Here is a 13173-nt window from a genome sequence, read left to right on the forward strand (position 1 = left end):
GGGCGGCGAGCGGGCGCGGGGTCAGGGGCCACCGACGTGCGGTGGCCCCTGTGGCGCGGGTGTTACGAGGTGTAGCCGGCCTGGATCTCGTCGAGCACCGTGTCGGTGTCGGTGCCGTCGATCCAGTCGACCATGCCCTTCCAGAAGCTGTCGGAGCCGACCGACTTGGGCATCAGGTCGGAACCGTCGAAGCGGAAGGTGGTGTCGGTGCCCTGGAGGATCTCGACGGCGCCCTTGAGCAGGTCGCTGCCGGCGTTCTCGGGGTCGAGGCCCTTGTTCGCGGAGATGACGCCACCGAGGGAGACGCGGCTGTTGGCCCAGTCGGCACTGGCGAGGTACGCCTGCACCTTGGCGGTGTCGTCGTCGTTCGAGAACGCGGCGACGAACTCACCACCACCGGTGACGGCTGCCGGGTCGTCCTCCTTCATCGGCGGGGTGAGGAAGGCCCAGACGTCGCCGTCCTCGGCGACCGTCGCCGGCTGACCGCTCGCGTTGTTCGCGGCCGTCAGGAAGCCCTCGAAGAACGAGGCCTGGTGGGTCAGGGCGCAGCTGCCGTTCGCCACGTTCGTCGCGACGTCGCCGAAGGCGGTCGAGTTGATCGACTTGACGTCGCCGTAGCCGGCGTTCACGAGGCTCGGGTCGAGCAGGATGTCGCCCACCGAGTCGAACGCTGCCTTGATCTCGGGGTCGGTGAACTTCGTGTCACCCGCGACCCACGAGTCGTAGGCGTCGGGGCCGGCCTCGCGCAGGACGAGGTCCTCGACCCAGTCGGTGCCGGGCCAGCCCGAGGCCTCGCCCGAGTTGAAGCCGGCGCACCACGAGGGGCCGCCGGTCTTCTCCTGGATGGTCTTCGAGAGGGCGACGAGCTCGTCGTAGGTCTTGGGGACCTCGACGCCCCACTCCTCGAACTTGGCGGGGGAGTACCAGACGTAGCCCTTGACGCTGGCCATCAGGGGGGCGCCGTACTGCTTGCCGTCGACCTGACCGTACTTCTGCCAGTCCTCGGACCAGCCCTCCTTGACGTTGGACAGCGCATCGGCGGGCAGTTCTTGCACCTTGCCGGACGCGACCGTGTCGGCCAGCAGGCCGGGCTGGGGGAAGATCGCCAGGTCGGGGGTGTCGCCACCCTGGACCTTGATGCCGATCTGCTTCTCGAACTCTTTGTCGCCCGTGTACTTGATCTCGATGTCGTTGGCCTTCTCCCAGTCGGCCCAGGACTGCTCGAGGAGCGTGGCCTCGTCGCCGTTGATCGTGCCGTAGACGTTGACGACGCCGTCGGCGGTTCCGACGTCGCCGGCACCCGCGCCTCCGGCGTTGGGGTCGTTGGGGTCGGCCGTGCCGGAGCAACCGGCCAACAGGAAGCTCGACGCCGCCAGGATGGCCAGGGGGCCCGTGAAGCGGCGGTGCAGGGATGCTCGCATTGGTGTCTCCTCATTGAGTCGCAAGAGCGGACGGCCCGTGCTGTCGGGATGATCGTCCGCCGCACGTCGTCGTCGACGCGCGTCGACGATGAGTGTCACATACTCGCAGGAGGCGCGCAACCGGATCTGCTAGGTCGTCCGCTCGGGGGGAGCAGGCGCCGAGGTGCCCCGCACGACGAGCCGTGGTGCCACGAGGACGTGGGGGGCGTCGTGGCGTCGACCCTCGATGCGGTCGACGAGATCGTCGACCGCGGCGGCGGCGATGTCGGCGCCGGGCGGGTTCACGGTGGTGAGCGGGGGTGAGGTCATCTCGGCGGCGAGGTCGCCGATGCTCAACGCGACGACCGTGAGATCGTCCGGGATCGACCGGCCGGCCGTCGCCGCGGCCTGCACGAAGCCGGCGAGCGCCATCTCGTTGAAGGCGAGCACCGCCGTCGGTCGGGCCGCCGAGGCGACGAAGGCGTCGAAGGCCCGGCGGCCCCCCGGGACGGAGTCGTCGGCCGAATGCGTCTCGAGCGTCAGGCCCCTCTCGCCGACGGGGCGGACCAGCGCCCTCGACGTCCGGTCGAGCGGACCGGACCCGCGCTCGGGGGTCCGGATGCTCTGCCCGAGGAAGAAGACGCGCCGGTGGCCGAGGTCGGCGAGGTGGTCGACCGCCTGACGGGCCAGCGAGTCGTAGTCGGCGTCGACGAACCAGAGCCCGTCGACGTCGTCGGGGCGCCCGATGTTCGTGAACGGCAGACGGGACCGCGACAGCACGGCCACGCGGTCGTCGCGTGCCGTGAGCTCCATCAGGATCACGCCGTCGACCAGGCCCTCGCTCACGAGGCTGCCGAGTCCCTCGACGTCGTCGATGGGGTTCGACCACAGCAGCAGGTGGTAACCCCGGCATCTCGCCCGGTCGGTGGCCGCCGCCACGTACTCGAACTCGGACGACGTGACGCCGCGGCGTCCGTACGGGTAGTGCAGGGCGAGGATGCCGCCCCGCGCGCCGGCGAGACCCCGGGCGAACGCGTTGGGCGTGTAGTTCAACTCGGCCATCGCCGCTTCGACCCGGCGGCGGGTGGCGGCGGAGATGGTCCGTCGCCCGCTGATGGCGTACGACACGGTGCTCGACGAGACGCCTGCCAGACGCGCCACGTCGTCACGGGTTGCCGGCATTCTCGTCCACCTCGTCGTCGATCGTGTGCACAGCATACGAGCGACGGCCCGGTGGTCCGCGCGGCCGACCGGTCCGTCAGAGGCGGGTCAGGAGGGCCACACCGGTCGGAACTGCACGCTGATGCGAGGACCGACGGCCTTCTTGGTCTTGGCGATGGCGTGCTCGTGGGTCCGTTGGCAGCTTCCGCCCATCACCAGGAGGTCGCCGTGGCCGAGCGGGAACCGCCGGGTCGTGCCGGTCGAGCGGGACCGCACCGCGAGCGTACGCGGTGCCCCGAGCGAGAGGATGCCCACCATCGTGTCGCGGTCGATCGTGCGCCCCACGTGGTCGCCGTGCCAGGCGATGCTGTCGTCGCCCGTCCGGTAGAAACACAGCCCCGCCCGGTCGAAGCGCTGCTCGACGGGGGCACCGCGCTCGTGCGCGTAGTAGGCGTTGAGGTCGTCTCGAGCCTGGGCGAGCACGGGGTCCGGGAGTGCGTCGCCCACGTCGTAGGACGAGACGAGCCGGGGCACCTCGACCACCCGGTCGTACATCTGGCGGCGGTCGGCTCGCCACGGCACGTCGGTCACGAGACGCTCGAACAGGGCGTCGGAATTCGACGCCCAGCCCGGGACGACGTCCAGCCAGGCGCCCTCGTCGAGGTCGAGGTGGTCGACGCGCCCGACGAGCGGCGCGAGGTCGGGGCCGTCGGACAGGCCGTCGAGCAGAGAGGCGGTGAAGGGGAGGCTCATCCCGACACCCTACGCTCGATTCGAACACGTGTTCGAGCCGGGCGGACGAGGCGTCACCCTCCGGACGAGCCCGTCGGGACCGCGAGGCGATCGGGGGAGACCAGCACCCGCGCGACCCCGTCGACGTCCACGTCCACCAGCCGCCCCGCCCAGGCGTAGACCTGCAATTCCGCGGCGTGTTCCCAGAGGGCGCGCCCGCTCGAGAGGTCGAACGCCACGAGGGTCGACCGGCCGCCCGAGCTGCCGTACGCCAGGGCGTAGCCGACCGTCCGCCCCGCGGCCGCGAGGACGGCTCCGTCGGGCAGCGACACCCGTGCGCCGGCCGAGCCGGTGGACCCGTCGAGTGCGCGGACCACGACCGGGCCGGGGCCCGCGGCGGTCGCCGTCGCGAAGACGCGGTCGTCGGTCTGACCGGGCAGGCCCTCGAGGGCGGACGAGCTCGACGCCCGGTCGGTCCACCGCGCCTCCCCGGTCGCGAGGTCGAGGCACGTCACCGTCCGCGAACGCACGTCGGTGACCGCGAGGCACGACCGCGTCACCGAGTAGCCGCCCCGGACGTCGCGGTCCGAGCTCCAGAGACGCTCGCCGCCGGCGGTCAACGCGACGAAGCCCGCGTCCCCGCGTCCCGTGGCCGCGCCTCCTCGGGGGGCGTAGACGACGTCGTCGTGGACGACGTAACCGATCAGCCGGTCGAGCCGCGCACCCCAGGGGCGCTCGACGCCGGTGACGAGGTCGACCTGGACCGAGCCGTCCGCCCGGGCCACGACGAGCCGGTCGGTCAGGGCGAGGGCGACGCCCGTGGTCGAGGCGGGTCCACTCCACACCACCCGGTCGAGGTCGCGGGCGTCGCGCAGGTCGTAGCGGTAGACGCCTCCGACGCCCTGCTGTCGTCCGGTGACCACCACGGCTCCGACGGTCTGGAACTGGTCCCCGTCGCCGGCCGAGCCGGTCTCGACCACCTCGACGGGACGCCCGGTCTCGAGGGACAGCGTCGCCAGCACCTGTTCGCCGTCCACCGCCGCCCGGACGAGCACGAGTCCTGCCCCGGGCACCGTCGTCACGGACGACACGAGGGCGGGTCCGGTCAGGTCGAGCCCGGCGAGGTCGTCGGCGACGTCGTGCACCCAGCGGAAGGTGCCGCGGTCGACGTCGAGCGCACCGACCCGTGTGCCGACTCCCTGGGTCGGGGTGGCACAGTCGCCGTCGTTGGCGAAGCCGTAGGTCCAGGCCCCGGCGGCGCTCACGAGCGCGAGCCCCTGCTCGACGGGTGTGGCCCGGTAGCGGAGGCACTCGGCGGGGGCCTCGGGCGCGAGGGCGGCCCGCAGGTCGACCCGCCACCCGGTCGTGCCGGGTTCCTGCCGGAGGTCGTCGACCTCGACGCCCTGCCAGGGCGGGTCGGCCCCGTACTCGGGCTGCGTCGGTGCGACGAGGGCCGTCGTCGCGAGCGCGGCCAGGGCCACGACGGCGTAGGTCATGGCCAGCCGGCGTCCCGGCCTCACGACGTCGCCCCGACGCGGGCGGTGTCGACGAGCCGCCGGGCGACCCCCTGCTCGTCGATCCGCACGAGGTGACCGCCCCAGAACGCCACGCTGCCCGACGTCGAGGTCGTCCAGAGCGGCCGGCCGTCGTCCAGGTCGAGGGCCGCCACGTTCCGCCCCGACGAACGACCGTCGTCCGTCTGCAGGTAGAGCACCGACCGGCCCGCCGCGGCGAGGTCGTCGAGCAGTCCGACGGACGAGCTGAAGCGGGTGTGTCCGTCGGTGCCGTCGAGGGCGAGCAGGCGTGACCCACCCGATCGCTGCACGACGACGAACACGTCGGCCGCGCGCTGACCCGGCACGGCCTCGACCGCGAACGGGGCACCCAGGTCGGTCGTCCAGCGGACCGTGCCGTCGCGGGGGTCGAGGCACTCCGCCGCCGTGTCGCCGCCGGTGACGACGACCACGCACGACGGCGTGACCGCGAGCCGACGGCCGCTGGTCGGGCGGCTCCAGACGGCCTCACCGTCGTCGTCGAGGGCCTCGACGGTGCCGTTCGCACGGGTGCGCTCGATGCCGAAGGCGACGACGCGGCGCCCGTCCTCGGTCGTCACGGACGAGCCGACGGGCGGTACGGCGATCTCGCCCGGCGACGCCGCGAACGGTCGTTCCCGGCCCGTGGCGGCGTCGACGAACACGGTCTCGCCGCCCCGCGACACGAGGGCGCCGTCGTTCAGCAGCGCCGGCGAACTGCCCGAGTCGACCCCGCCCTCCCACACCGGGTCGGCGAGACGCGAGGCCTCCACCAGTTGGTAGCGGTCGCCCGACCCGGCGATGCCCGAGAACGTGCGCAGCTGCAGGGGTCCCCGCGAGTCGACGCTGACGCTGGGCAGGTCGCGCCGGCCGCGGGTCGACTCGACGAGCGAACCGTCGCGCAGGTCGAGGGCGGCCAGCACGGTCGCCCCCGTGGTCTGGGTCTGCACCAGCACGCGACCGGCCGACGGGACGACCTGCGTCGCGGGGATGCTCAGGGCGTCGGTGTCGGGGACGTCACGGGCCAGGTCGTGCACCCAGCGGACCGTGCCCGTCGCCGTCTCCACCAGCCCGATCAGGCTCGTGTCCGCCGCGGACGCGTACGACCGACAGGCCGGCGCGCCCAACGCGTCGCCGAAGTCGAGGTCGACCGAGGTGCCGACCGCCACGAGTCCGTCGACCGCCGGGGACGCCCAGAAGTTCAGGCACCGACGGGGTGCGTCCGGCGCGAGCGTCGCCGCCAGGTCGAGGGTCCAGCCGGTCGCGTCCGGCGACCGTCTGAGGTCGTCGACCGCGAGCCCCGTCCAGGGGCGGCCGTCGCCGTACCGCGGTGCCACCGAGACCGCCCCGGCGGCCACGAGCGTGCACGCCACGACCAGTGCGCCCAGCACGCCGACGAGGCGACGACCCGGGGAGGCGCGGCGCCAGCGGCCGGCGACCCGCGCCTCCCGGGGGTGGTCGCGTGCGCGCTCGGGGTGGCTCATGTTCGGCCTCCTCGTCGAGCGCAGCCGTCGTCCGCCCGACGGGTGTCGTCATGCTATTCGGAGCCCTCGCCCCGGGCGCTCGCCGCAGCCGTCGGGTGCGCCGGGAATGGCCGTCGTGGGGGCGGGGTTCACCCCACGACCGTCGAGAAACCTGCCCGAAACACTGGCGTAGACTCCACGGATCATCTTGCCGTCGATACAGGAGAAGGGGCGTGCCCGTGGGTAGGACGCTGGCCGAGAAAGTATGGGACGACCACGTCGTCGTCAAGGGCGAAGACGGCGCCCCCGACCTTCTCTACATCGACCTCCACCTCGTGCACGAGGTCACCAGCCCCCAGGCCTTCGACGGACTGCGCCAGGCCGACCGGCCCCTGCGTCGCACCGACCTGACGATCGCGACCGAGGACCACAACACGCCGACCCTCGCGATCGACAAGCCGATCGCCGACCTGACGAGCCGCACGCAGATCGAGACGCTCCGCCGCAACACGGCCGAGTTCGGCGTCCGCCTGCACCCGTTGGGCGACGCCGAGCAGGGCATCGTGCACGTCGTCGGCCCCCAGCTGGGCCTGACGATGCCGGGCATCACGGTCGTCTGCGGCGACTCTCACACCTCGACCCACGGGGCGTTCGGGGCCATGGCGTTCGGCATCGGCACGAGTGAGGTCGAGCACGTCATGGCGACGCAGACGCTGCCGCTCAAGCCGTTCAAGACCATGGCGGTCACCGTCGAGGGCACGCTGCGCCCCGGCGTGACCGCGAAGGACATCATCCTCGCGGTCATCGCCCAGATCGGCACCGGCGGCGGGCAGGGCTACGTGCTCGAGTACCGCGGCAGCGCGATCCGCGCCCTCTCGATGGAGGGGCGCATGACGATCTGCAACATGTCGATCGAGGCGGGTGCCCGGGCGGGCATGGTCGCGCCCGACCAGACCACGTACGACTACCTGCAGGGTCGGCCGCACGCTCCCACGGGTGCCGACTGGGACGAAGCCGTCGCCTACTGGGACACCCTGCCGACCGACGACGACGCCGTGTTCGACGCCGAGATCTTCCTCGACGCCGACACGCTCGAGCCCTTCGTCACGTGGGGCACCAACCCGGGCCAGGGCGTGTCGCTCAGCGACTCCGTGCCCGACCCCGAGTCGGTCGTCGACCCCAACGAGAAGGCCGCGGCGACGCGTGCGCTCGAGTACATGGCCCTCGAGGCCGGCACGCCGATGAAGGCCATCCCGGTCGACGCCGTGTTCATGGGGTCGTGCACCAACAGCCGCATCGAAGACCTGCGTGCGTTCGCGTCGATCATCCGCGGTCGCACCAAGGCCGAGGGCGTGCGCGTCATGGTCGTGCCGGGGTCGGCTCGCGTCCGGCTCGAGGCCGAGGCCGAGGGGCTCGACCAGGTCTTCATCGCGTTCGGCGCCGAGTGGCGCTTCGCCGGGTGCTCGATGTGCCTCGGCATGAACCCCGACCAGCTCGCACCGGGCGAGCGGTGTGCGTCGACGTCGAACCGCAACTTCGAGGGTCGCCAGGGCAAGGGCGGTCGCACGCACCTCGTGTCGCCCCTCGTCGCCGCCGCCACCGCGGTGCGCGGGACCCTGTCCTCGCCGTGGGACCTCCGGTCGGACGACGACCACGCCGCCGCGGCGGCCTCCGACGCCCGGGCGACCGACGAACCCGTCCTCGCCGACGGCACCGATCGAGCAAGGGCCCTCTGATGCAGAAGTTCACCACCGTCACCGGGGTCGCCGCGCCGCTGAAGCGCTCGAACGTCGACACCGACCAGATCATCCCGGCGCAGTTCCTGAAGCGGGTCACCAAGACGGGCTTCGAGGACGCCCTGTTCTTCGGGTGGCGCAACGACCCCGAGTTCGTGCTGAACCGGCCCGAGTTCCAGGGCGCGCGCGTCCTCGTCGCCGGGCCGGACTTCGGCACCGGTTCGAGTCGTGAGCACGCCGTGTGGGCGCTGCGCGACTTCGGCTTCGACGTCATCATCAGCTCGCGCTTCGGCGACATCTTCCGGGGCAACTCCGGCAAGCAGGGACTGCTCGCCGCGGCCGTCGCCGAGGACGACGTCGAGCGCATCTGGGCCGAGATCGACCGCCGGCCCGGCGTCGAGATCACGGTCGACCTCGTGGCCCAGACCGCCACGGTCGGCAGCCTCACCGTCGGATTCGAAGTCGATGCCTACACTAAGTGGCGTCTCCTCGAAGGCCTCGACGACATCGGCCTGACGCTCCGCGACGAAGCGGCCATCACAGAATTCGAATCCCGCCGCGCCGCCTGGCGCCCGAAGACATTGCCGGTGAAGTAAGTGAACTCTCTCGTCCAAGACGCAGCAGCAGCAGGTGCCCGTGTGGGGTTGACCTCCGATGAGATCGTCATCCGCGGCGGCAAGCCGTTGATCGGTCGCATCGAGGTGCGTGGTGCCAAGAACCTGGCCACGAAGGCCATGGTCGCGGCCCTCCTGGGCGACACCCCCAGCATCCTCAAGGACGTCCCCGACATCAGCGACGTCAACGTCGTCCGCGGCCTGCTCTCGGTGCACGGCGTGCGCATCACCGACCCGGCTCGCGGCGAGATGATCCTCGACCCCTCCAACGTCGAGTCGGCCCACTTCGCCGAGATCGACGCCCACGCCGGCTCGAGCCGCATCCCGATCCTCTTCTGCGGACCGCTGTTGCACCGCCTGGGCGAGGCGTTCATCCCCGACCTCGGCGGCTGCCGCATCGGCGACCGACCCATCGACTTCCACCTCGACGCCCTGCGGGCCTTCGGTGCCGTCGTCGACAAGTCGTACAACGGCATCCACCTCACCGCGCCCGACGGCCTCACCGGCGCCAACATCGAGTTGCCCTACCCGAGCGTCGGAGCCACCGAGCAGGTGCTGCTGACCGCGGTGCTCGCCAAGGGCGTCACCGAGCTGCGCAACGCCGCGATCGAGCCCGAGATCATGGACCTCATCGCCATCCTGCAGAAGATGGGCGCCGTCGTCTCGGTCGAACCGAACCGCGTCATCTTCATCGAGGGCGTCGAGAAGCTCCGCGGCTACACGCACCGGGCGATCAACGACCGCAACGAGGCCGCGAGCTGGGCCTCGGCCGCACTCGCCACCAAGGGCGACATCTTCGTCGAGGGTGCCGACCAGAAAGACCTGATGACGTTCCTCAACGTCTTCCGCAAGGTCGGCGGCGACTTCGACGTCCACGAGGACGGCATCCGCTTCTTCCACCCCGGTGGCGAGCTCAAGCCCGTCGTCGTCGAGACCGACGTCCACCCCGGGTTCATGACCGACTGGCAGCAGCCGCTCATCGTCGCGCTCACGCAGGCGCAGGGCACCTCCGTCGTCCACGAGACGGTCTACGAGAACCGCTTCCAGTTCACCGAGGCCCTCAACGACATGGGCGCCGACATCACGGTCCACAAAGACGGACTGCCCGACCACGACCGCCGCGTCGCGCGTCGCGAGTTCGAGCAGGCCGCGGTCATCAACGGACCGACCGCCCTGCACGGAGCCGACATCCGCGTGCCCGACCTGCGCGGCGGGTTCAGCCACCTCATCGCGGCCTTGACCGCCGAGGGCGAGTCGAAGATCAGCAACGTCGGCATCATCAGCCGCGGTTACGAGCACTTCATCGCGAAGCTCCGCAAGCTGGGTGCCGACTTCGACTTCAAGGGCTGATCGACCGGTGTCGACAGCCGACCCCGACGCCCCTGTCGTCCCGGTCCCGGCGCGCAGGCGTCGCAAGGAGAAGGGCGCGTTCTTCCGAGTCCTCGCGACTCCTGCCGCGCCCCTCTTCGACCTCATGGCCCGGATCGACATCGTCGACGGCGACAAGCTGCCGACCGAGGGCGCCTTCGTCCTCACCCCGAACCACTACACGAACATCGACCCGGTGGTGGTCGGTCGTGTGATGTGGTCACTCGGGCGGGTGCCGCGCTTCCTCGCGAAGGCGTCCCTGTTCCGGGTGCCGGTGTTCGGCCGCATGATGCACGCGATGGGGCACATCCCCGTCGAGCGGGCGGGTCGCACCCACGACCACGACCCCCTGGCGGCCGGGCGTCTGCTCGTCGCCCGGGGCGGTGGCGTGATCGTCTACCCCGAGGGCACCCTCACCCGCGACCCCGACCTCTGGCCCATGAAGGGCAAGAGTGGTGCCGTGCGCCTCGCCCTCGCCGCCGGGGTGCCGGTCGTCCCGATGGCGCACTGGGGCAGCCAGCACCTCATGGGTCGCTACTCGAGTCGGCTGCACGCCTTCCCGCGCAAGCGCATCGCCGTCGTGATCGGCGACCCCGTCGACCTCTCGGCCTTCCGCGATCGTCCCCTCGACCAGGCCTCGGTCACGGCCGCCACCGCCCTCGTGATGGACGCCGTCACCGAGCTGGTCGAGCGGCTGCGGGGCGAGAAGGCACCCGTCGAACGCTGGAACCCCACCAAGAACCACCAGAAGGAGACAGGCCGCTTTGAGTAGCTCCGAGTCACGCGAAGGCGCCATCGAGGCCCTCGGAGAAGGGGCGGTCACGACCGAGGCGATCTCGATCGTCATGCGCGACTCGATCCCGCGCCGGGTCGCCGTCCTGGGATCGGGCAGCTGGGGCACGACCTTCGCCAAGGTCCTCGCCGAGGGGGGCGCGGACGTCACGCTCTGGGCCCGTCGACCCGAGGTGGCCCGCGAGATCACCGAGAGCAAGCGCAACAGCGACTACCTGCCGGGCATCAACCTGCCCCGCACCCTCGTCGCGACCCCGTCGGTCGAGCAGGCCCTGGCGGGTGCCGAGCAGGTCTACCTGTCGGTCCCCAGCCAGACGCTCCGCGACAACCTGACCGCGATCCGCGGCATGGTCCCGTCCGGCGTGCCGGTCGTCAGCCTGATGAAGGGCGTCGAGAAGGCCACCGGGTTGCGCATGAGCGAGGTGATCGAGGCCGAGCTCCGCATCGACCGCGACCTGATCGCCGTCGCGTCGGGGCCCAACCTCGCCCTCGAGATCGCGAAGCGGCAGCCCACGGCCGCCGTCGTGTCGTCGTACAGCCTCGACACGGCGACCCTGGTGGCGGCCACCGCCACCAACCCGTACTTCCGGTCGTTCGTGAACACCGACGTGATCGGCACCGAGTTCGGCGGAGTCCTCAAGAACCTCATCGCGGTCGCCATCGGCATCGTCGACGGCGTGGGGTACGGCGAGAACACCAAGGCCTCGATCATCACGCGCGGGCTGGCCGAGATGACCGCGTTCGCGGTGTCGTTCGGGGCCAAGGCCGAGACCCTCGCCGGCCTCGCCGGCCTGGGTGACCTCATCGCCACCTGCGAGTCGCCGCTCTCGCGCAACAACACCGCGGGTCGGCTGCTCGGGCAGGGTTACGCCTTCGGCGACGTCGTGCGCCAGATGAACCAGACCGCCGAGGGGCTGGCCTCCGTCGCTCCGATCCTCGAACTCGCCCGGTCGCGCGGTGTCGACATGCCCATCGTCCAGCAGGTGGCCGAGGTGCTCGCCGGTACACTCGACCCGCGCAACATCGCCCCGCACCTCACCGAGACGGACGAGCCGCAGGGCGAGTGACCGCCGGTCGTCCTCGCCGGGGGCGTGCGACGACCAGAGCCCGCCCACCGCGGGTCGGCCCGCGGGCCGTGACACCGACGAAAGGCCCCTCATGGCGAGCACCGAGCCCACCGCGACCACCCGCCTCGCCGCGGCCGACATCTCGTCGGCCGACATCTCGTCGGTCGACGTCTCGTCGGTCGACGTCTCGTCGGTCGGGACCTCGGCACCCGGGGCGGCGAAGACCGTCGTAGTCGTCCTCTTCGGTGGCCGCTCCAGCGAGCACTCGATCAGCTGCGCCACGGCCGGGGGAGTCCTCTCGGCGATCGACCGCACCCGCTACGACGTGGTGCCCGTGGGCATCACCGTCGACGGGGCGTTCACCCTCCAGCCCGACGACGCGGCGAGCTTCGCGCTCGATGCCGAGACGCTGCCGACCGTCGTCGACAACGGCACGCGCGTGCACTGGCCCGAGTCGTCCACCACCCGTGAGCTGACCGTCACCGAGCCCGACGGCACGACGCGCCTGCTGGGCGAGGTCGACGTGGTGTTCCCGATCCTGCACGGTCCGTTCGGCGAGGACGGCACGGTGCAGGGCCTGCTCGAACTGACCGGGCTGCCCTACGTCGGGGCGGGCGTCCTCGCCTCGTCGCTCGGCATGGACAAGCACTTCACCAAGACGGTGCTGCAGGCGGCCGGCGTGGCCGTCGCCCCGTGGCGCACCGTCCGCCGTCGAGACTGGGATGCCGCGCCCGACCGTGTCGCCGGCGACGTCGAGGCGCTCGGCTACCCGATGTTCGTCAAGCCCGCCCGAGCCGGGTCGAGCGTCGGGGTGTCCCGCGTCGACTCGCCCGCCGATCTCGCCGCGGCCATGGCGAAGGCCTTCGCCGAGGACCACAAGGTGCTCGTCGAGTCCGCCGTCGTCGGTCGCGAGATCGAATGCGCCGTGCTCGGTGGACGCGACGGGGCGGCGCCCCGCACGTCGGTCGCGGGCGAGATCGTCCTCGCGGACGACACGTTCTACGACTTCGAGTCGAAGTACCTCGGCGCCCCCGGGGCCGACCTGGTCTGCCCCGCCGATCTCGCACCGGGCGACCTGGCCGAGATGCAGCGGCTCGCCGCCCTGGCGTTCGAGGCGATCGACGGCACGGGCCTGGCCCGGGTCGACTTCTTCTTGACGGACGACGGGTGGGTGATCAACGAGGTCAACACGATGCCCGGCTTCACGCCCATCTCGATGTTCCCCGCCTGCTGGCTCGCGAGCGGCCTCAGCTACCCCGAGCTGATCGACGAACTCATCGCTCTCGGCCTCGAGACCGAGCGCTGACG

At 71.6% G+C, this 13173-nt stretch carries 11 protein-coding genes; 6 read left to right on the forward strand and 5 right to left on the reverse strand.

What is annotated here, in order from left to right:
* Positions 1 to 62: 62 nt before the first annotated feature.
* The 5 genes from IFT88_RS07375 to IFT88_RS07395 form a co-directional block, all read right to left on the reverse strand.
* Complete coding sequence (locus IFT88_RS07375) at positions 63 to 1421, reverse strand: ABC transporter substrate-binding protein (RefSeq protein WP_192119771.1); 1359 nt, start codon at positions 1419 to 1421, stop codon at positions 63 to 65.
* A gap of 129 nt (positions 1422 to 1550) precedes the next feature.
* Positions 1551 to 2582 carry a LacI family DNA-binding transcriptional regulator gene (locus IFT88_RS07380; protein WP_043593963.1) on the reverse strand — a complete coding sequence of 344 codons (1032 nt, stop codon included), beginning with the start codon at positions 2580 to 2582 and terminating at the stop codon, positions 1551 to 1553.
* An 87-nt stretch (positions 2583 to 2669) separates the two neighbouring features.
* The gene (locus tag IFT88_RS07385) at positions 2670 to 3314 is read right to left on the reverse strand and encodes an alpha-ketoglutarate-dependent dioxygenase AlkB (protein WP_043593961.1); all 645 of its coding nucleotides are present in this window, start codon (positions 3312 to 3314) and stop codon (positions 2670 to 2672) included.
* Positions 3315 to 3367: 53 nt separating this feature from the next.
* Positions 3368 to 4813, reverse strand: coding sequence for a hypothetical protein (locus tag IFT88_RS07390; RefSeq protein ID WP_207110898.1), 1446 nt, complete (start codon positions 4811 to 4813; stop codon positions 3368 to 3370).
* Complete coding sequence (locus IFT88_RS07395; protein WP_192119774.1) at positions 4810 to 6309, reverse strand: outer membrane protein assembly factor BamB family protein; 1500 nt, start codon at positions 6307 to 6309, stop codon at positions 4810 to 4812. The genes IFT88_RS07390 and IFT88_RS07395 overlap by 4 nt, the downstream gene beginning before the upstream one ends.
* 218 nt (positions 6310 to 6527) lie before the next feature.
* Here IFT88_RS07395 and leuC point away from each other — a divergent pair, with 218 nt between their 5' ends.
* The 6 genes from leuC (at position 6528) to IFT88_RS07425 (ending at position 13171) form a co-directional block, all read left to right on the forward strand.
* Positions 6528 to 8024, forward strand: coding sequence for a 3-isopropylmalate dehydratase large subunit (gene leuC / locus IFT88_RS07400; protein WP_342212115.1), 1497 nt, complete (start codon positions 6528 to 6530; stop codon positions 8022 to 8024).
* Positions 8024 to 8620 (forward strand): 3-isopropylmalate dehydratase small subunit, encoded by a 597-nt coding sequence (gene leuD, locus IFT88_RS07405; RefSeq protein ID WP_043593955.1) that lies wholly within the window; start codon positions 8024 to 8026, stop codon positions 8618 to 8620. The genes leuC and leuD overlap by 1 nt, the downstream gene beginning before the upstream one ends.
* Positions 8621 to 9988: a UDP-N-acetylglucosamine 1-carboxyvinyltransferase gene (gene murA / locus IFT88_RS07410; protein WP_043593953.1), complete on the forward strand. Its 1368-nt coding sequence runs from the start codon at positions 8621 to 8623 to the stop codon at positions 9986 to 9988.
* Between the two features lie 7 nt (positions 9989 to 9995).
* On the forward strand, positions 9996 to 10778 hold the full coding sequence (locus IFT88_RS07415; RefSeq protein ID WP_342212100.1) for a lysophospholipid acyltransferase family protein: 783 nt from the start codon (positions 9996 to 9998) through the stop codon (positions 10776 to 10778).
* 73 nt (positions 10779 to 10851) lie between these two features.
* Positions 10852 to 11865 carry an NAD(P)H-dependent glycerol-3-phosphate dehydrogenase gene (locus IFT88_RS07420; protein WP_192120179.1) on the forward strand — a complete coding sequence of 338 codons (1014 nt, stop codon included), beginning with the start codon at positions 10852 to 10854 and terminating at the stop codon, positions 11863 to 11865.
* Between the two features lie 91 nt (positions 11866 to 11956).
* A complete protein-coding gene (locus tag IFT88_RS07425; RefSeq protein WP_192119778.1) occupies positions 11957 to 13171 on the forward strand; it encodes a D-alanine--D-alanine ligase family protein in 1215 nt (404 codons plus the stop codon).
* Positions 13172 to 13173: the final 2 nt, after the last annotated feature.

It is taken from the genome of Frigoribacterium sp. CFBP 8751 (genome assembly GCF_014841545.1).
GTDB lineage: Bacteria > Actinomycetota > Actinomycetes > Actinomycetales > Microbacteriaceae > Frigoribacterium.

What these genes read in the sequence shown, in the direction of transcription:
- IFT88_RS07420 (WP_192120179.1), top strand. Translation starts at nt 10,852, where the DNA reads ATGCGCGACTCGATCCCGCGCCGGGTCGCCGTCCTGGGATCGGGCAGC.
- leuD (WP_043593955.1), top strand. Translation starts at nt 8,024, where the DNA reads ATGCAGAAGTTCACCACCGTCACCGGGGTCGCCGCGCCGCTGAAGCGC.
- IFT88_RS07380 (WP_043593963.1), bottom strand. Translation starts at nt 2,582, where the DNA reads ATGCCGGCAACCCGTGACGACGTGGCGCGTCTGGCAGGCGTCTCGTCG.
- IFT88_RS07425 (WP_192119778.1), top strand. Translation starts at nt 11,957, where the DNA reads ATGGCGAGCACCGAGCCCACCGCGACCACCCGCCTCGCCGCGGCCGAC.
- IFT88_RS07375 (WP_192119771.1), bottom strand. Translation starts at nt 1,421, where the DNA reads ATGCGAGCATCCCTGCACCGCCGCTTCACGGGCCCCCTGGCCATCCTG.
- IFT88_RS07395 (WP_192119774.1), bottom strand. Translation starts at nt 6,309, where the DNA reads ATGAGCCACCCCGAGCGCGCACGCGACCACCCCCGGGAGGCGCGGGTC.
- IFT88_RS07385 (WP_043593961.1), bottom strand. Translation starts at nt 3,314, where the DNA reads ATGAGCCTCCCCTTCACCGCCTCTCTGCTCGACGGCCTGTCCGACGGC.